This is a genomic window from Acinetobacter sp. LipI_19, assembly GCF_058242925.1.
This window is the reverse complement of record NZ_JBZAYK010000001.1, coordinates 1,075,252-1,094,652: the sequence shown is the minus strand read 5'-3', so window position 1 is coordinate 1,094,652 and position 19,401 is coordinate 1,075,252. Positions and strand designations below refer to the sequence as shown.

At 37.0% G+C, this 19,401-nt stretch carries 18 protein-coding genes; 9 read left to right on the top strand and 9 right to left on the bottom strand.

The window, feature by feature from the left end; translation table 11 throughout:
- Positions 1-14: 14 nt before the first annotated feature.
- The 4 genes from AC4CVF_RS05280 to AC4CVF_RS05265 form a co-directional block, all read right to left on the bottom strand.
- The gene (locus AC4CVF_RS05280; RefSeq protein WP_336954457.1) at positions 15-749 is read right to left on the bottom strand and encodes a proteasome-type protease; all 735 of its coding nucleotides are present in this window, start codon (positions 747-749) and stop codon (positions 15-17) included.
- 74 nt (positions 750-823) lie between these two features.
- Positions 824-1,603 (bottom strand): transglutaminase family protein, encoded by a 780-nt coding sequence (locus tag AC4CVF_RS05275; protein WP_490789054.1) that lies wholly within the window; start codon positions 1,601-1,603, stop codon positions 824-826.
- Positions 1,600-2,208 carry an alpha-E domain-containing protein gene (locus AC4CVF_RS05270; protein WP_490789053.1) on the bottom strand — a complete coding sequence of 203 codons (609 nt, stop codon included), beginning with the start codon at positions 2,206-2,208 and terminating at the stop codon, positions 1,600-1,602. The genes AC4CVF_RS05275 and AC4CVF_RS05270 overlap by 4 nt, the downstream gene beginning before the upstream one ends.
- 39 nt (positions 2,209-2,247) lie before the next feature.
- Positions 2,248-3,849: a circularly permuted type 2 ATP-grasp protein gene (locus AC4CVF_RS05265; protein ID WP_419327763.1), complete on the bottom strand. Its 1,602-nt coding sequence runs from the start codon at positions 3,847-3,849 to the stop codon at positions 2,248-2,250.
- A 309-nt stretch (positions 3,850-4,158) separates the two neighbouring features.
- Between AC4CVF_RS05265 and AC4CVF_RS05260 the strand changes: the two genes are divergently transcribed.
- Positions 4,159-5,154: a helix-turn-helix transcriptional regulator gene (locus tag AC4CVF_RS05260; protein WP_336954453.1), complete on the top strand. Its 996-nt coding sequence runs from the start codon at positions 4,159-4,161 to the stop codon at positions 5,152-5,154.
- A gap of 465 nt (positions 5,155-5,619) precedes the next feature.
- Here the strand turns inward: AC4CVF_RS05260 and mnmG are convergent, their stop codons facing one another.
- Positions 5,620-7,500 carry a tRNA uridine-5-carboxymethylaminomethyl(34) synthesis enzyme MnmG gene (gene mnmG, locus AC4CVF_RS05255; protein ID WP_490789052.1) on the bottom strand — a complete coding sequence of 627 codons (1,881 nt, stop codon included), beginning with the start codon at positions 7,498-7,500 and terminating at the stop codon, positions 5,620-5,622.
- A gap of 259 nt (positions 7,501-7,759) precedes the next feature.
- On the opposite strand from mnmG, the gene AC4CVF_RS05250 reads away from it, so the two are divergent.
- From AC4CVF_RS05250 to purD, 7 genes are all read left to right on the top strand, one after another.
- Positions 7,760-8,182, top strand: coding sequence for a hypothetical protein (locus AC4CVF_RS05250; protein WP_336954482.1), 423 nt, complete (start codon positions 7,760-7,762; stop codon positions 8,180-8,182).
- 305 nt (positions 8,183-8,487) lie between these two features.
- Positions 8,488-9,363 carry a bile acid:sodium symporter family protein gene (locus AC4CVF_RS05245; protein ID WP_336954451.1) on the top strand — a complete coding sequence of 292 codons (876 nt, stop codon included), beginning with the start codon at positions 8,488-8,490 and terminating at the stop codon, positions 9,361-9,363.
- A 127-nt stretch (positions 9,364-9,490) separates the two neighbouring features.
- The gene (gene prmA, locus AC4CVF_RS05240; RefSeq protein WP_336954450.1) at positions 9,491-10,393 is read left to right on the top strand and encodes a 50S ribosomal protein L11 methyltransferase; all 903 of its coding nucleotides are present in this window, start codon (positions 9,491-9,493) and stop codon (positions 10,391-10,393) included.
- 21 nt (positions 10,394-10,414) lie between these two features.
- On the top strand, positions 10,415-11,275 hold the full coding sequence (locus AC4CVF_RS05235) for a zinc-ribbon and DUF3426 domain-containing protein (RefSeq protein ID WP_490789051.1): 861 nt from the start codon (positions 10,415-10,417) through the stop codon (positions 11,273-11,275).
- Positions 11,276-11,650: 375 nt separating this feature from the next.
- Positions 11,651-11,920 (top strand): DNA-binding transcriptional regulator Fis, encoded by a 270-nt coding sequence (fis, locus tag AC4CVF_RS05230; protein WP_001086304.1) that lies wholly within the window; start codon positions 11,651-11,653, stop codon positions 11,918-11,920.
- Positions 11,921-12,014: 94 nt separating this feature from the next.
- The gene (purH, locus tag AC4CVF_RS05225) at positions 12,015-13,589 is read left to right on the top strand and encodes a bifunctional phosphoribosylaminoimidazolecarboxamide formyltransferase/IMP cyclohydrolase (RefSeq protein WP_004719305.1); all 1,575 of its coding nucleotides are present in this window, start codon (positions 12,015-12,017) and stop codon (positions 13,587-13,589) included.
- A gap of 143 nt (positions 13,590-13,732) precedes the next feature.
- The gene (gene purD, locus AC4CVF_RS05220; protein ID WP_336954445.1) at positions 13,733-15,016 is read left to right on the top strand and encodes a phosphoribosylamine--glycine ligase; all 1,284 of its coding nucleotides are present in this window, start codon (positions 13,733-13,735) and stop codon (positions 15,014-15,016) included.
- 132 nt (positions 15,017-15,148) lie between these two features.
- On the opposite strand, the gene AC4CVF_RS05215 is transcribed toward purD, so the two are convergent.
- The 4 genes from AC4CVF_RS05215 to AC4CVF_RS05200 all read right to left on the bottom strand — a co-directional run bounded on the left by AC4CVF_RS05215 (position 15,149) and on the right by AC4CVF_RS05200 (position 17,920).
- Entirely contained in the window at positions 15,149-15,568 is a 420-nt protein-coding gene (locus AC4CVF_RS05215) for a hypothetical protein (RefSeq protein WP_419327759.1), read from the bottom strand.
- A 1-nt stretch (position 15,569) separates the two neighbouring features.
- On the bottom strand, positions 15,570-16,388 hold the full coding sequence (locus AC4CVF_RS05210; protein ID WP_483770884.1) for a hypothetical protein: 819 nt from the start codon (positions 16,386-16,388) through the stop codon (positions 15,570-15,572).
- Positions 16,389-16,391: 3 nt separating this feature from the next.
- On the bottom strand, positions 16,392-16,946 hold the full coding sequence (locus AC4CVF_RS05205) for a PAAR domain-containing protein (protein WP_490789050.1): 555 nt from the start codon (positions 16,944-16,946) through the stop codon (positions 16,392-16,394).
- A 326-nt stretch (positions 16,947-17,272) separates the two neighbouring features.
- Positions 17,273-17,920: an RBBP9/YdeN family alpha/beta hydrolase gene (locus AC4CVF_RS05200; RefSeq protein ID WP_419359537.1), complete on the bottom strand. Its 648-nt coding sequence runs from the start codon at positions 17,918-17,920 to the stop codon at positions 17,273-17,275.
- 560 nt (positions 17,921-18,480) lie between these two features.
- On the opposite strand from AC4CVF_RS05200, the gene AC4CVF_RS05195 reads away from it, so the two are divergent.
- A complete protein-coding gene (locus AC4CVF_RS05195) occupies positions 18,481-19,353 on the top strand; it encodes a MetQ/NlpA family ABC transporter substrate-binding protein (protein WP_056511959.1) in 873 nt (290 codons plus the stop codon).
- Positions 19,354-19,401: the final 48 nt, after the last annotated feature.

Here is a 19,401-nt window from a genome sequence, read left to right as displayed (position 1 = left end):
ATCACATCATAAAATTATTCAAAATAATCATGGGTCGGTTTGGGTAAATCTTGCAAACCTTTCTTTAACATTTCAGACCATTGTTTACTGATGTGCTGAAAATAAGGATCACTATCTGTAATACGCTTACCTTTTGGCACCTCTAGACTGTCTTTAAGATAAATCATCGCATCTAATGGCATACCAACCGATACATTTGAACGTAAAGTCGAATCAAATGAGATTAAACTACAACGTAGAGCTTCATCTAAGGGCATATCATAGCTCAACGCACGATCTAAAATTGGTTTACCATATTTACTTTCCCCAATTTGGAAATAAGGCGTATCACTAGTTGCAGAAATAAAATTACCTTGCGGATAAATATTATAAAGCTGTATTTCCTCGCCACGGATCTGACCACCAACCAATAAACTACAATAATAGTTACTTTGCTCTTGAGTATCCTCAGTAACATCAGCAATAACTTTACGCAGAGTTTGTCCGACTAAACCTGCAACCTCAAACATTGTGTTCACACTATACAAGTTGGGTTCTTGCTTGAGTGCCAAATGATTTTCTAAATGTCCAATTACTGCTTGTGTTGTTGCAAGATTGCCTGAAGTTTGAATACATATAAACCGTTCACCTTTTACCCCAAACGTATAAAGTTTTCGATATACAGAAATGTGATCAACTCCAGCATTGGTTCGCGTATCACTAATAAATACTAAACCTTGTTTGAGTCTTAAAGCACAGCAATACGTCATGGAACTACCTATACAACTAAAATTTGAGAGTAATCAGATTCTGCAATTATTCACACTATTTACCACTGCCACCATTAACATGCAAGTACTTGAACAATAGAGTACATGGTTTCAGTTCCACCTTGCTCTCTCACCCCTCGGACTGGTGCAACATCCCAATAGTCCCTTCCAATTGCCACATAGACGTGTGATTCTGGTCGAAACAATTGATTACTGACATCAATAACATGCCATTTGCCCTCTAAAAACACTTCAGTCCATGCATGACTCGCCAAATGCGATTGATTATTTACATATAAATAACCAGAGACATAGCGAGCTGGTACCCCCAAGGCTTTCGCCATCGCAATTAAGACGTGACTATGATCTTGACATACTCCTTGTTGTGCTGAAAAAGACTCCATTGCAGTGTGGGTTACTGTCGTACTTGCACTGATATAAGGCATATGTTGCAACAATGCTTCTGCTAATTTTTGGAAATCTATCCATCGCTTATGCGTTATATAGTGTTCTGCAAAAGCTATCATTTCAGTATTGCACAATGTTGTAGAGGTTGGTTGTAAAAAAACCACAGGTGATACTTTATCTTCTATACCAAATTGATTATCTACATTAATGTCAACAATCCCTTGGGCCATAATGGACATTTGTTGATAAGGTTCAATTTGTGAACTGGTCAACCAAACATTATCAAAGGCGTCTTTTTTGATTTGTTTTTCACCGGGGACGCTGACATGCCAACCTGTCACTTGTTGATGCAAATTAGACTGTGGCGTCATCTTGATATACTGAATACTATTTTTTGCCCATTCAGAATACTGATAATGGGTTTGGTGATTAATCATTAACTTCATAAGCGATCCAATTCAAATAACGAGTCAATATGATCACTAAAATGATAATAATTCATTCGGTCAGGTTGATTTTTTAGCTCTTGCCAAACCTCAGGCAAACTACACATACCATGCTGGTCTAAACGATCAATTAAATGGTTTAATTGTGTCAAGGTGACTGATTTATCTTGATTAAAGCGTAATTGACGATCAAATTGTTCCATCTTTTGCCCTAAACTAAAAAATAGAAATAACAATTCATCATCTTCTGCCTCTAAAACATCATTACATTCTTCACAAACATCACATATGAAACCTGCATTTTGCTCTGCTTGTTGTAATAACTGATTTAATTCAGCAAAAGACTGTGCTGATATCACTCCACGTAAATCATGAATATTATTTTTGGCACATAAAAAATACTGATGAAATGATGCAGGTTGCTTATTGTCTAAAATCAATTCATTTAAAGAACTTGCATCAAATGCAGGTAAACAAAAAGCATGCGCATAGTCTAAAGCCAATTCATTGGTTTTAAATGGGAATTGACTACATAAATATTGAATACGGGTTAAATAGCGTCCTAACCAAAATATATTCTGTGCATTAGTACTGAGTAAAATCATGTTTGCTCTCCTTTGGCTGGGATTGGTATGAAGGTGGGGTTAAATTGAATATTCATCAATTACCCATGTATCCTTGATTCCACCACCTTGTGATGAGTTGACCACCAGTGAGCCTTGTTGCATCGCAACACGAGTCAAGCCACCTGGAACAATTTCTATGCGTTCTGGTGAGCTGAGAATAAATGGTCGTAAATCAATATGACGTTCTGCAATTCCTTGGGAAGTTAGTGTTGGTGCAACAGATAAATTTAAGGTGGGTTGAGCGATATACGCTGAGGGTGAAGCCATTAGCTTCATTTTAAATAAATCAATTTCTTGTTCAGTTGCTTTAGGACCGATGAGCATCCCATAACCACCTGAACCTTGAGCCTCTTTTACCACCAATTGATCCAAATTTGCCAAAACATAATCCAAAGCTTCAACTTCACGACATTGATAAGTAGGTACATTGGACAAAATTGGCTTTTCATTTAAATAATAGGCAATCATTTGATCCACATATGGATAAATCGACTTATCATCTGCAACACCTGTACCAGGAGCATTAGCAATCACCACATTTCCACTTAAATAAGCAGACATTAACCCTGCCACACCTAAAGTACTATCAGGCCTGAAGCTTAATGGGTCTAAAAAACCATCATCCAAACGTCTATAAATTACATCAACCTGCTGACGACCACGGATGGTTTTCACATAAACCTTGTCGTTTTCAACAAAAAGGTCACGCGATGTCACCAATGGAACACCCATTTCCCTTGCTAAAAATGAATGTTCATAATACGCACTGTTATAACGCCCGGGGGTTAAAACCACGATGATTGGGCAATCTACCTTTGAGTTTTCAGCCAAAATCTCACGCAACAATTGCGGATATTGCCCAATATCAGCAACATGTTGATTACATAATTCAGGCATGAGTTTTTCGCTCATCTTACGGCTTTCAAGCATATATGACACACCTGAAGGCGTACGTAGATTATCTTCTAGGACAAAAAATTCACCTTTGCAATCCCGTACAATATCGATTCCACTGATTTGACTGTAAATATTTCCATTCAAACGATGATTCATCATCACTGGTTGGTAAGCTTCATGCGATAGTACTTGTACTGCTGGAATTAAGCCTTCTTTTAAAATATTTTGTTGATTATAGATATCAGCTAAAAATAAATTTAACGCTTGAATACGCTGCGCACAGCCTGCTGCAATTTTATTCCACTGTTGTTTGGCAATCACACGCGGAATTAAGTCAAATGGTATGGTGCGATCAATTCCCGATGTTTCACCATAAACCGCAAAAGTAATTCCTTGATATAAAAAATGCGCTTTAGCTGTTTCATTGAGTTTTTCAAGTTGGTAAATACTGTGTTGAGATAACCAATCTTCAATTTTTTCAGCAGTTTCAGGAGAAAGAACGTGATCGTCTGTCATTTCATTAAAAAAAACCGAATTCATCTGTTTAAGTAAATGATGTGAGGCTTGTTGTGCATCGATATTTAGATGAATGGCCTGTTGAATATTTCCTATCTGTTGTTGATTCGTCATTTCAGTTTTTACTTCTGCCTCAGCAACTGGCAAAGCGAAGCGATCTGCATAATTCTCATTGCTTGAATTTGTATCCATGTTTTCTTTTAGCATACAAACCTCTTTTTATCTTATCTAATGGCTTCTTTAATAATGCAATATCGATGCCAAAATATTATTAAATCGCCGTATTCAGTATTCTTCGCTGTACAATTAAATCTTTTTGGCTCAATTTTATTAATTCATTGTTTGCCATAGCACTCAATGTGAGTTTTGATCGAACTTGTTTCAAAATTTTTTAGCTAATATTTTCAACACCTAAGCAACTACTCACAGGATATAACTTGCAGAATCAGTTTTAATTTTCTATTGTGTAGCTGATTTATTTCCCTTAAACATTCACGATTCCATTGATACCAAACCATGTCTGCACAAGAAAAAGAAACTTCCAATAGCCTCTATCGCCAGTGGCAAATCCTGTCCCGACTCTCTACAGGGAAGTGGATGGGTACACGTGAATTACAAGAAGTTTTAGAACGTGAAGGGATCGAAATCAGCTTACGTACGATTCAGCGTGATCTAAATCAGATTGCTCAACGCTTTCCTATCGAGAGTAACAAAACAGTACCACAAGGCTGGCGTTGGCGTTCAGATGCCCCGATCCAAAGTCTGCCGCATATGACCAGCTCGCAAGCAGTCACGTTTATGATGGTTGAAGAACATTTAAAACACCTGCTACCTCCAAGTTTAATTGATGAAATGAACCCTTGGTTCGATTTGGCACGGCGTAGTCTTTCTACGCAGAACAATGTTCGACAATGGATTAACCGAGTTCGAATTGTGCCTGCAAGCCAACCAGTGATCCCACCTTTGGTGGAAAGACATGCACAGCAAGCCATTTATGAAGGACTGCTACAAGATAAACAAATTGAATGTGTCTACCGCGCACGTGGTTATCAAGGTGAAGAGAAAACTTATATTCTGAATCCTTTAGGTTTGGTTCAAAAAGGTGCAATTATTTATTTGATTTGTACGCGTCATGACAAGACAGAAGTTCAGACCTTTGCATTACATCGCTTTAGATCTGCAACTGTTTTAGATTTACGTGCTTTACACCCTGTCAAATTCGATATCGATGAATATATCGATTCTGGTGCGCTAGGCTTTAGAGTCGACTTTTCTCGGCCAACTAAAAATGTTGAATTAAAATTAGTCATGCACGAAGATGATGCACAGTACTTCACGGAAAGCCAACTCAGTAAAGAACAAAAAGTGGAACAACTGAACGAAGAACTGTATCAAGTCAGTGCTGTGGTTCCTTTTACCTCACAACTGGTATGGTGGTTAAGAAGTTTTGGTAAAAAGATAGTCCGAATTGAGCCTGTTGAAGTGTTCAATGCTGTACATGAAATTGAATAATCTAACAACTTCGCCTAAGCCAATATAATTAAAATAAAAAGAGCCTTTCGGCTCTTTGATTTATTGTTTTGATTGTTATTTTTAAATTTTATTGTTTTTGCGCAGATATTAAACCCATGTCACATTTTTACATGTCCACAAGACATGGGATTTATTGGAGTATGTTAAACATCACATGTTACAGCACGCAAGTTCAGCACTATTGTAGCGGATTGATTTCATTGTCATGGCGTTCACCTCTTGTTTGAATGTAAGTTGACTATAGCGATGATTTTGCAAACTGAAAAATAATTAAAACAGCTTTGTTTTTCATCAATTCTGTTTAGGATTTATTTTTATAAAGTTAGATTGGATCTGTGTATTTAAAATATGCCTTTAAAGATAAATCACAAATTGTGCCCTAACGAAGATAAGCTCGAGACAATAAAAAACCCGCATATAGCGGGTTTTTTACAATTCACCACCTTAAGCTGATTTTCTCGCTTGGTTATTTTTACGAATTGTAATCATCACCAATTGAACAGCAGCAGGTGTTACACCTGGAATACGGCTGGCTTGTGCCAATGTTTCAGGTAATACATTTTTCAATTTCATCGTGATTTCACGAGAAAGCCCTGAAACGATATCATAATCAAAATCAGCAGGAATTTTGGTATCTTCCAAACGCTTCATTTGTGCAACATCTTCTTGCTGACGGTTAATATAACCTTCGTATTTCACAGCAATTTCAATCTGCTCACCTACAAATGCAGATACTTCAGAAGCAGTTAATTCAGCAATTTGTGAAAAGTTGATGTTTGGACGTTTTAGTAAATCGATCGCAGAACATTCTTTAGAAAGATCAGCGCCGGTCAACTCAACGAATCTTTTCCCCATTGGATTGTTTGGTGCAGCCCAAAGGTGTTGTAAACGACCTGTTTCTTTTTCAACTGCTTCCATTTTTTCACAATAAGAAGCCCAACGCTCATCATCAACCAAGCCCATTTCACGGCCAATTGCTGTTAAACGTTGATCAGCATTATCTTCACGAAGCATCAAACGATATTCCGCACGAGAAGTAAACATACGATACGGTTCTTTGGTCCCTAAGGTAATCAAGTCATCAACAAGAACACCCATATACGCTTCATCACGTTTAGGCGTCCATTGCTCTTGATCCCATGCACGACGTGCAGCATTTAAGCCCGCCAATAAACCTTGTGCACCAGCTTCTTCATAACCTGTTGTACCGTTAATTTGACCTGCAAAATACAAGTTATTAATCGATTTGGTTTCAAGTGAGAATTTCAAAGACTGTGGATTGAAATAATCATATTCGATCGCATAGCCAGGACGAAGAATGTGTGCATTCTCCATACCCCGGATTGAGCGCACCAACTCAAACTGCACATCAAATGGTAAAGATGTTGAAATACCATTTGGATAAAGCTCGTGAGTATCCAGCCCTTCTGGCTCAAGGAATACCTGATGCGAATCTTTATCCGCAAATTTATGAATTTTATCTTCAATCGATGGGCAATAACGTGGACCTACACCTTCAATCACGCCGGTATACATTGGCGAACGATCTAAACCACCCCGAATAACCTCATGAGTACGCGCATTGGTATGTGTGATATAGCAATTTACTTGCTCTGGATGCATCGAAGCATCCCCCATAAATGACATGGTCGGTGATGGGAAATCACCCGGTTGCGGAATCATTACAGAAAAATCGACAGAACGCGCATCAATACGTGGTGGAGTCCCTGTTTTTAAACGACCTACTGGTAGATTTAATTCACGTAAACGAGCCGCTAAGGAAATTGATGGCGGATCGCCAGCTCGACCACCTGACGAATTATTTAGACCAACATGAATCACGCCACCTAAGAATGTGCCTGTGGTTAACACCACAGTTTTCGCATCAAAGCGAATACCCATCTGGGTCACTACACCTTTAACTGTATCGCCTTCAACAATTAAGTCATCTGCAGATTGTTGAAAAATATCTAAATTCGCTTGATTTTCCAGTGTATGACGAATCGCAGCTTTATAGCGGATACGGTCAGCTTGTGCACGGGTTGCACGTACAGCTGCGCCTTTACGCGAGTTCAAAATACGAAATTGAATACCGCCCTTATCCGCCGCCAATGCCATTGCACCGCCTAAAGCATCAATTTCACGGACAAGGTGAGATTTACCAATACCACCAATGGCTGGGTTACAGCTCATCTGCCCTAAAGTCTCAATGTTATGAGTCAAAAGCAGAGTCTGTCGACCCATACGCGCTGCAGCGAGTGCCGCTTCCGTACCTGCGTGACCGCCACCGATAACAATGACATCGTAAACTTTAGGATAATGCATAGTGATTAATGAGAGATAAAAGAATGACAGAAAATTATAGCAAATTTTTACTTCTAGTTTTAGGCAGTTTTACAAATATTATTCCCCTCAATCATGCATATGAACGATTAAACATCTCTTATACATAGGCAACATAAATTGACACTTCGTTTCATGACTGCCCTACAAATAGAATTTAACTTATCAAAAACTCACGATACGATAGATATTACACGGACAAATTATTTTTTTCGAGACTTTATATATAAGGAATATCATGATGAAAAATACCATGTCTAAAGTAATTACAGCATCTTTACTCAGTTGTGTTGCATTTAGTTTTGCCCATGCTGCTGATGAAAACACCAGCAAAGCTGAAGTGAAAAAGCAAATTCAGGTATGTGCCAAGAAAAAACAAGGAGACTGGGTGACCTATGCCAATAAAGGGGTAACTTTTAATGGTACTTGTGAACCAAATGAAAATGGTAAATTACAATTTAGCTTCCCTGCACCTGCAGGTGGCAACCCGACTGCCGCTGCAGCAGCGCCTGAACCGGCCATTGAAAACCGCCCAGCTGTAGAACAATCTGCTCCAGCGAGTGCAGATGTACCAGCAACAAATGAGGCATCTCAAGCTGAACAACCAGCAATGGAGCAACCTAGTCAAGCTGCTCCGAGCGAAGATCCGATCCAAGCTCAATGATATCTTTTGAGCATAAATACATGTTTTTATAAATAGCATGTGTAAAAAAGGTGATCCATTTAAAAATGGGTCACCTTTTTTTATTTCGAGTACACAGACTTTCTTGATATAACAACCATATGCTTTACATCTGCTACGAAAGAATTGTTATTGGGTATATGAACAGATATTCATAACTTATTTTTCTAAGAAGATTTCCGAGTCATAGAATTTATTTTTCAATTTCACACCTTTCGATTACACTCAAATTGAGTACGGAATATTCACATATTTAATTAATGTAAAACAACAAAAAGGATCACACTATGGATTCAGGGATTATTACCATAATGCTTCCCCTCGCCCTCGCCATCATTATGATTGGACTTGGTTTAGAGCTTACACCAAAAGATTTTGCGCGAGTTTCTAAACACCCTAAAGCCGTATTGATTGCGTTGTTCTGTCAGCTAGTGCTTTTGGTCGGTATTGCTTTTATTATTTGTAAAGTACTTGCACTCCCACCTTTGCTTGCCGTTGGTTTAATGTTACTTGCTGCTTCACCAGGAGGTAGTACTGCCAATCTATTTAGTTATTTGTTTAAAGGTGATATTGCGCTCAATATTACCTTAACTGCAATTAACTCGGTCATTGCTGCCTTTACCTTGCCTTTAATCGTAAACTTTTCTATACAATACTTTATGAATGATGGTCAACAAATCACCATGCAATTCAGTAAAATACTGCAAGTTTTTGCAATAATTTTAATTCCTGTGTGTATTGGCATGCTCATTCGAAATTATGCGCCACACTTTACTGAAAAATTAAGTAAACCTTTGCGAATTTTCTCAGTGGTTTTTTTAATTCTCATTATTATTGGAGCAATCACCAAAGAACGTACGCATATCATGGAGTACCTGACGCAGGTTGGTCTAGCCACGGTGATTTTCTGTATTTGTAGTCTAGTTATTGGTTACTTTGTGCCAAGATTACTGGGTATTAATAGCGCCCAAGCACGTGCATGCGCATTTGAGATCGGAATTCATAATAGTACCTTAGCTATGACTATTGCTTTGACTGTAATCGCAAATTCTACTGTTGCAATGCCTGCCGCGGTTTACTCAATCTTTATGTATATTTTCGCTGCTATTTTTGGTGCGTTAATTTCAAGACATGCAGCAACTGAAACTGAACCTGCGATATAAAGCCATCATGTGCTTCAACTAAAATGGATGCTTAAGCATCCATTTTTTATTTTGCTACTGAATGTAAGCGTAACTTCTAAGTTTGGGCTACAATACTGCCTTTAAGAAAACGATTTAGGTCTTTGCCGTGAAGTGGTTACAAATTCATATTACTGTAGAACAAGCTCAAGTTGATTTTACTGAAACCTTGTTAAGTTCTTTAGGCGCAGTCAGCGTGACATTAGATGATGCTGAAAACCAAGACTTGCTTGAACCACTCCCTGGCGAAACTCCGCTATGGAATAAAGTGATTGTTACTGGAATCTACGCGCAAGAAGAAGGCGAAGACATTGATGTAACAGCACTAGAAACATTTATTCGCACCCAACTCCCAACTGAACCGATGCGCAGTGAATTTCTTGAAGACCAAGTATGGGAACGTTCTTGGATGGATTACTATGAACCAATTCAAATTGGTGAAAAGTATTGGATCGTACCTGAATGGATAGAACCACCAGAAGCGGATGCAGTCAATATTAAACTTGACCCAGGCTTAGCATTTGGTACAGGTAACCATGCATCTACTTTCCTTTGTCTACAATGGTTAGGCAAAACCGATGTTAAAGATAAAGTCGTGATTGATTATGGTTGTGGTTCAGGCATCCTAGGTGTTGCAGCACTGCTTTTAGGTGCAAAGAAAGTCTATGCAACAGATATCGACCCACAAGCTGTCTTGGCGACCAAGCAAAATGCTGAGCTGAATGGTGTTCTTGAAAATCTTTATGTTGGATTACCTGAAGAGTTCAATGCAGAATTTAAAAACCAACAGGCCGATATTTTAGTTGCAAATATTCTTGCAGGCCCTCTTATGTCACTTGCTGAAGAATTCTCAACTTTGATTAAATCTGAGGGAGAGTTCGCACTTGCCGGCGTAATTGAAGAGCAAGTTACTGATGTTTCTAGTATTTATTCTGAATTTTTTGATATAGTAGAAGTCGAGAAACGTGAAGAAACCTGGTGCAGAATTTCTGGGTCACGTAAGGCTGTTTAATCTATGAAAATATAAGTATTTATGACTGAAAAACAAACCCGATGCCCAAATTGTGCTTCAATTTATAAAGTATCAGTTACGCAACTCACCGTTGCGCAGGGTATGGTTTGTTGTCCAAAATGTTCACATAATTTTAATGCATTAATTCATCTACAAAACAGCCAGCCTACTCAACCAAGGGGCAATCCTGATACGCCAGTGCAGAATGAGGTACAAAACCTCATGACGACGAAACGTCAAATAGAAACCAATGTCTTAGATATTTTTAATCGTAAAATTGAAAACTCCAATATTGATTTAAGAACTTATTTAAATAATTTGAATTATTTTAACAATGAACCAGTCAACAACATTCCCAGCTTAAATCTATCACAAGGTTTAAATAACCACGGGCAACATTTGATCAAAACAAAAAGTAAGTTTTACTATTTGGCGTGGAGCATGATTAATCTTGCCCTACTCAGCATTTTATTATTTCAAATCCTTTGGTTTAATCCAAACTTAACTGATCGTTATCCGTTTTTGAATACTGTCTTTACTCAAATCTGTGCCATCTTACAGTGTGATACTGTTGATCAACGCTATAAACAAATTGTGATTAGTCACCTTAAAGTTAAAGCACTTGATAGACAGGAGACTCAATTTTCAGGTCAACTCAATAACCAATATTCTAAAAGCTTAGAATTACCCCTAATAAGAGTAACTTTAAAAACTCAAAATAAGGTCATAGCTACGCATGTGATTACACCTGAGCAATATCTGATTGAAAGTTTAGTTGGAATTAAGCGTATTCCTCAAAATAGCCCATATCCTTTTAAATTTGTTGTTACAGAGCCAAGAAAAAGTTTTGATCAGTACCAATTAGACATTATTCACCCTTAAAATTAAAAAAAATTATAAAAAAATGAAAAAAAATGTAGTTTTCTTGCTCATTTTTTCTTAGACAATGGTATCATACGCGCCACGAAAGCTTTGTCCTGCAAACTCCTCGCATTTTTTCAAAAAAAATACTGTTTTGTTATGTGCTTTATATCCAATATCGCGCAAGTAGAACATTTTTTTGTTTAAAAGAGTGTTGTAACAAATATTAATCTATTGTTACGCTTATTTTTCACTCAACTCGACGATTTGTGGCAAGCTAATTGTTCTTGTTTTAGAGCCAACCGTTTTAGGATCTAAAACGGAGCTCAGATTTTTTTAGACCACATTTATATATTACTTTACCCAAGTAATATTTTGATTTTCGGATTAACTCGCATGAATAGCAAATCTCCTATTTTTACTGCACAATCTGACGTCGCTCTTCGTATTCACGTAGATCGCGCAGTTCGTCACTATTTTGCACAATTGCAAGGTGAGCAACCATCACAAGTGTACGACATGGTGCTAGCAGAAATGGAGAAACCTCTTTTATCTGTTGTCTTAGAATACACACGCGGGAATCAGACTCGCGCTGCTGAGATTCTCGGACTGAACCGTGGCACTTTACGCAAAAAGTTAAAAGCTCACGGTTTAATGAGTGAATAAATGATAAAATGCTCACGGCTTGCGTGGGCATTTTTTTTACCTATATTTTGCCTACCTGTTCAATCTCTAGACTTAAAAACTGTTGACGAAGATCATGACTATTAAACGCGCTTTAATCTCTGTTTCTGATAAAACCGGGATCGTTGAATTTGCCCAGAACCTTGTTGCTCTTGGGGTGGAAATTTTATCTACTGGCGGTACATATAAGTTGCTTAAAGACAACAATGTGGCTGTAGTTGAAGTTTCAGAGCACACAGGCTTCCCAGAAATGATGGATGGTCGTGTAAAAACACTGCATCCTAAAATTCATGGAGGCATTTTGGCTCGTCGTGGTCTAGACGAAGCTGTCATGGCTGAACACAACATCGATGCAATCGATCTTGTTGTCGTAAACCTTTATCCTTTTGCTGCTACTGTTGCTAAACCAGACTGCTCGCTTGCAGATGCAATTGAAAATATTGACATTGGTGGCCCAACAATGGTTCGTGCAGCTGCGAAGAACCATGCTTCTGTGGGGATCATCGTAAATGCGACTGATTATGAAACTGTAATTGCAGAACTTAAAGCGGATGGTGCTTTATCTTATGCGACTCGTTTCGATTTAGCGGTTAAAGCATTTGAACATACTGCCCAGTATGACGGCATGATTGCTTCTTACCTCGGTGCACGTGTTGGTAAAGAAGAAGGTCAAGCTGACAAATTTGCCCGTACTTTCAATACCCAGTTAAATAAAGTACAAGATCTTCGTTATGGTGAAAATCCACATCAATCCGCTGCTTTCTATGTAGAATCGACTGCAACTGAAGCATCGGTTTCAACTGCTAAGCAGTTACAAGGTAAAGAACTTTCTTATAACAATATCGCGGATACAGATGCAGCACTTGAATGTGTCAAATCATTTGCAAAACCAGCGTGTGTCATCGTTAAACATGCAAATCCATGTGGTGTTGCAGTATCGTTAGATGGTCTTAAGGCTGCATACGATCTTGCTTATGCAACTGATCCAGAATCAGCATTTGGTGGCATCATTGCATTTAACCGTGAGTTAGATGTTGCTACAGCTCAAGCAATTGTTGACCGTCAATTTGTTGAAGTGATTATTGCACCAAGTATTGCCGATGGTGTACTTGAAGTGACTGGCGCAAAGAAAAACGTTCGTGTACTGGTATGTGGCGAACTTCCTAAAATTGATGAACGTGCTTCACAATACGATTATAAACGTGTCAATGGCGGTTTATTGGTTCAAGACCAAGACCTCGGTATGATCACCAAAGATGATCTTAAAGTAGTAACTAAGCGTGCTCCTACTGAAGCAGAAATTGATGATTTAATCTTTGCTTGGAAAGTTGCCAAATACGTTAAATCCAATGCTATTGTTTATGCTAAAGGCCGTCAAACCATTGGTGTCGGTGCTGGCCAAATGAGCCGTGTAAACTCTGCACGTATCGCAGCGATCAAAGCTGAACATGCAGGTTTAGTGGTTGAAGGTGCTGTTATGGCATCTGATGCATTCTTCCCATTCCGTGATGGCATTGATAATGCTGCAAAAGCAGGTATCAAATGTATTATCCAACCGGGTGGTTCAATGCGTGATGAAGAAACAATTGCAGCAGCAGATGAAGCTGGTATTGCAATGGTCTTCACGGGTATGCGTCATTTCCGTCACTAATTCACCATAAATCATTATTTAAAAATCCCCCTAAGTCCCTCTTTCATAAGAGGGACTTGTCACGAACTACAGGACTCTTTAAATTCGTGATACCCCATCCTGTATAAAGGGAGGTTGGGAGGGATTAAAAAAGGATACATAAGATGAACATATTAGTTTTGGGTAGTGGTGGTCGTGAACATGCATTGGCATGGAAAATTGCGCAAGACGATCAAGTCACTAAAGTTTTTGTTGCACCAGGAAATGCGGGTACAGCAACTGAACATAAATGTGAAAATGTTGCTTTAGATATTCTCAACAACCCTGCCATTATCGACTTTGCAAAAAATAATGCCGTTGATCTCATTATTGTTGGTCCTGAAGCACCGCTTGTAAATGGGGTAGTTGATGCAGGACGAGCAGCTGGCCTTAAAATTTGGGGGCCAACCCAATTTGCAGCACAACTTGAAGGCTCTAAAGCTTTCGCCAAACACTTTTTAAAACGTCATCACATTCCTACAGCATTCTATGATGTATTCACCGAAGTGGAAACAGCCAAAGCATTCGTAGAAAAAAATGGCGCACCAATTGTAATTAAGGCAGACGGCCTTGCTGCGGGTAAAGGCGTCATTGTAGCGATGACCAATCAAGAAGCGTTTGATGCAATTGATGACATGCTTGCAGGCAATAAATTTGGTGATGCAGGTTCGCGTGTTGTTATTGAAGAATTCCTTGATGGTGAGGAAGCATCTTTCATATGTATGATTGATGGTGACAACATCCTTCCTATGGCAACTTCACAAGACCATAAACGTATTTTTGAAGCTGACCAAGGTCCAAATACGGGTGGTATGGGTGCATATTCCCCTGCCCCTGTAGTGACTGCAGATGTTTTTGACAGAGTCATGAAAGAAGTTATGCGTCCAACCGTAGATGGTATGAAAGCTGATGGTCATACTTACACTGGTTTCTTGTATGCTGGCTTGATGATTGATGAGCAAGGGCAACCTCGTGTCATTGAGTTTAACTGCCGCTTTGGTGACCCTGAAACTCAACCGATCATGATGCGCTTAAAATCTTCTTTGGTTGATTTAGTAGAAGCTGGTATTGCAGGTAACTTACCCGCTGAAGCTGAATGGGATGAGCGTAAAACTGTTGGTATTGTGCTTGCATCTAAAGGCTATCCTGAAACTTCGAGCAAAGATGACGTGATTTTGGGTTTAGATACCCAAATGACAGATGCTAAAGTTTTCCATGCAGGTACAGCAAATAATGCCAATGGTGATGTAGTGACTGCTGGCGGTCGTGTACTTTGCGTTACAGCGTTAGGCAACACAATTGGTGAAGCGCAAGCAAAAGCCTTGGAACTTTGCCAAAGAGTGACTTTTGATGGTGTCCAATACCGCAAAGATATTGGTTACCGTGCGATTGCTCGTGAAAATGCTTAAACTCGATTGAGTTGTAAAACCCGCTTAGGCGGGTTTTTTATTTGGTAAATCTCCAACGACAAACAGATCAAAAATTTACGTTTAAATAAAGATTATAAAACTCATATCTTTGTACATACATATTAGGTTTTTTCAGGTACAGCTTTTAGATGAATCACGTTGAGATAAGTTTAATTTTACTGAGTCTGCAAAAATACAAGAATAATTCCTGAAATTATATTCTTGTACAGATGAAGTATTATCTAATTCAATTGAAATATCTGACTGTATAAACCCTTCTCCAACCTCTTTTTTAAATTCATTCAAATCTGAGCAAAAAAGGTACTCTTTAGTGTTTTTATCAACCTGCAAATTTCCACTCACAACATCACCCAAAGAATTCCGAACCTCCAGAAATAACCAATTTATATGATTTGCTTTCTCCACTACTCTATTCTTTACAGCACATATTTTTTTGTTCACTATCTTATATTCAAAGTTATCTTCATATTTTTTCTTACAACCATTTAGCAAGAGTAATACAATAGATAAAAATAATGCTGTTTTTTTCATTTTATCTCACTATAAAATATAAATTAGAAGCTATAGTCATTGGATTATCTAATAGAGTCCCCTTGAGCTTAAAGTCTTTAGGATTATTCATTATTGGTAGCATTAAGTCCTGAATATATTGCCTCCAAAATGGATTAGAATATTTTCTCCAATATGAACTAAAATTAGCCTCATTAAAACCTGATAGAATTCTAAAATAGTCAGAAACGATAGTTGCTTGTTGCTCAAAATTAAAATCATTAAATTTTGAGCCATATTTTAATTGATAAGAATATGCATCATAAATACTATCAGGAATCAGCCTATCTAAAGGTTGTAAAATGATACCTCTTTTACTCAGATTAAGCCCTTTTTGGTATTGCCACACATGTGTCATTTCATGAATAAACGTCATTCTTGATACTATTGTTAAATCACGGCCATTACCAACATTTGTATTACCTTTAAACTTTGGATTAGAAAAATCAGACTGGTATACATCCGAACCCGTTAAATTATCAGGGTAATGAGGACTTCCATATGGTGTAACAGGAACATCCTGTTTGGGTAAAATTGCACTATTAATAACTTTGACATTTTTATAGTTGATTGAGTCACGAAAGATCTTTTGACATATTGCTATCTCACCTGATGTTAAAGACCGATAATTTTTAGACTTATCTTCTCTAATAATTATTTTAGAGTCTGCAATTGTATTTGTTATAAGATTATCTGTGATAAATCTAATTACTGACTTACCTGAAGGTATTTCAGGCATATTAGGTAATTTAAATCCAGGAACTTCGGGCAAATGTAAATCAGGGACAATTTTAAAATCCATACTCTATTCCCCGCAAAAACAAGATTCAATCCAACTACTATTGACGATTAAATCAACAGAAATAATTTTTACAGCACCATTTGTTTTCAACCTTTTTGTATTACCTTTATCATCAGTAACACCTTTACAAGTTGAGCCATCATCAAAAGTAACTAAATATTCAAGATTGGCATAAGGCTCACCATTTATATCTTGCAATTGTAACTGTTCATCATAAGTATTTTTCTGATATTCAATAAAATTATTTTTCATTAAAGGTGCTGTCACTGCATTACTCATTTCAACACTAGCCCCATTACTCATAACAGCAAGATCTGAAATTTTTAAATATTTTGAACCGCAAGTTGAACTATCACCATCAGCTACAGCACTCTTACCACTAACAATCACAAAACCTTGATTAGAAGCAATAGCCTTAGATTGAACTTTACATTTTGGACAAAAGTGTGTCATACCATCTAGATGCACTGCTTTACCTTCCACAAGAAAAGAAACATCACCTAAAATTATGACTCCGCCATGATCAGTCTTACAACCAACTGTAATTAATGCTTTCATTATTATTTTCTAATTTAATCTTGATTAAAGAATGTTCGATTTAAACATAACAATTTAAAAAAATGAATAGTTTTTATTACAAAAAATCTAATAAAAACAATAAATAAAATGAAAAATCAATAAATTAAATCAACCACAACCAATAAATCAACTTTGCCTTTTATTCAAAAATCCTCTTAGTCAATTCTTCTTTCCACTATCTCAAAACAACTAAACAGTATGAGTTCAGCAAAAAACGCTTGTAATTGTAAAGTATCAGTCGCCTTTACGATTATTCATAGAAAAGCTTAATCCAACTTAATTTATAATAAAGATGTTGTAAAAATTTAGTTTGAATCATAAGAACTCTCAACCTCATCAACACCACCAATGACCATTTGAAGCCAATCTAATAATTGAGGAAATTCCCGATATCCATCACTGGCTAGAAAATGTCCAGCATTGGGAATAATCTCATATGGAAACTCCAGTTTTTCTGCCAACGAGATACTTAAATCAGTTGGAACATATTGATCATTACTCGATATAAACATTTTTCGATTTAATATTTTATTTTTAAAAGAAAAATCCTTATTCGTTTCAGTGATATATGAATCTAGTTGAGGTAGTACTACCAATTTATTCGAAAATCCCGATACACAGACAACACCACCTATCTGTTGAAAATCCAATTCAGACAGGAAATCAAGCAGCGTAATACACCCCAAACTATGCGCAACAAAAAATGTATGTTGATCAATTTGAGCAATATTATTTTTTAAGGTTTGCTTCCACTGTAAAAGCTTTGGATTGTTAGAGTTCGGCAATGCGATCTTTACAACTTTAGTATTTTTATCTTGTAAATTTTCCTCAAGATAATCAAACCAATGATCATCCACCTTTGCACCATAGCCATGAATGATATAAACATTATTTTGAGCATATGCAGCATTTAGAAATAACAAACTGCTTAAAAAAAAGATGATTAATTTCATTTATTGATCTCTTTGATGTACATAAGATCTTCATGCTAAAGTATGACAGTAGTGTCAATGTCAATAACTGTTTGAATAAAATCCCCCTATTTCGCCTAACAATTTGAAATAACGCTTATCAGAGCACTGCTATAGATGCAGATCTAAGATTATTTTACTTATTCAAAAAAAAGATAATAAATCCTAAAAAATTTATATATTATGAATAAGTATAAAATTTAATCATTTATCGTTTAGCATTCAACAAAAGCATTTGTTTTCTTTATTAAATTAATAAAAACATTGATATTCATGCAACGACATCACCACCCAATGTCAACACGCAGCCACTATGTATAATTTTCATTTATTGATATGATAAACAAATCTTTAGAGTTTGTTTTAAACAATTAAAATTCTTTTAAAACAGGCTGCTAATCCTCAAATGTAAAGAATATAGATAGCGCAATCAGACAAGTACGTCACCGCATTATTTATTTTCAAAATGTTAAAAATTCGATTTAAATGATCGAGAATGCAAAGGACAAAATTCTACTGCATTTGCTACTTAGGACTTATTCATGAAAAAGCTGTTTGGCGTTTTACTTAGCGCGTCTGTGCTCACTCTTTCTGCTTGTGGAAAACAAGAAGCTCCAAAAAATGATGCTGCCCAAGCAGATGCAGGTAAAGAACAAGTCGTTACCATGGCTTCTACAGGTTCAGATGCAGATATTTGGCGCTATATCGCAACATTACCAGAAACAAAACAAGCTGGAATTAAATTAGAAGTTAAAAACTTCACTGACTATGTTGCAATGAATACAGCTGTGGCAAACAAAGAAGTCGATATCAATGCATTCCAATCTTATGCATATCTTGTTGCTTTCAATCAATCAAACAAAGAAAAAATTGCACCAATCTCTACAACATATTTAGAGCCAATGGGTATTTATTCTAGTAAAGTTAAAAAAGTTGAAGAATTTGCCAATGGTGCAACTATTGCTATTCCAAATGATGGCGCAAATGAATCGCGCGCATTGTTACTTTTACAATCTGCTGGTCTCATCAAATTAAAAGATGGTTTTGATTTAGTCAAAGGTACACCTGCTGATATTACTGAAAATGCAAAGAAAATTGTCATCAAACCAATTCAAATGGCGACTGCGGTACGTGCTAAAGATGAAGTTGATGCAATTGTTTTAGGCAATACTTTAGCAATGGAAGGTGGTTTAAACGTGCTTAAAGATTCAGTTTATTATGAGCCAGTTGACCAAACAACCAAAATGAATGTCAACGTACTTGCTGTTGCAGATGCACGTAAAGACGATGCCCTCTTGAAAAAAGTGGGTGAGTTATATCATGTTCCTGCTGTAGGTAAATATGTTCAAGAACACTTCGGTGGAACTAAAGTTGATGTGAATAAACCTGTAAGCTATCTTACAGAATCAAAATAGTTTTATAATGGATCAGGTCAATTGACCATTCTTTTATGAAAGGTCTAT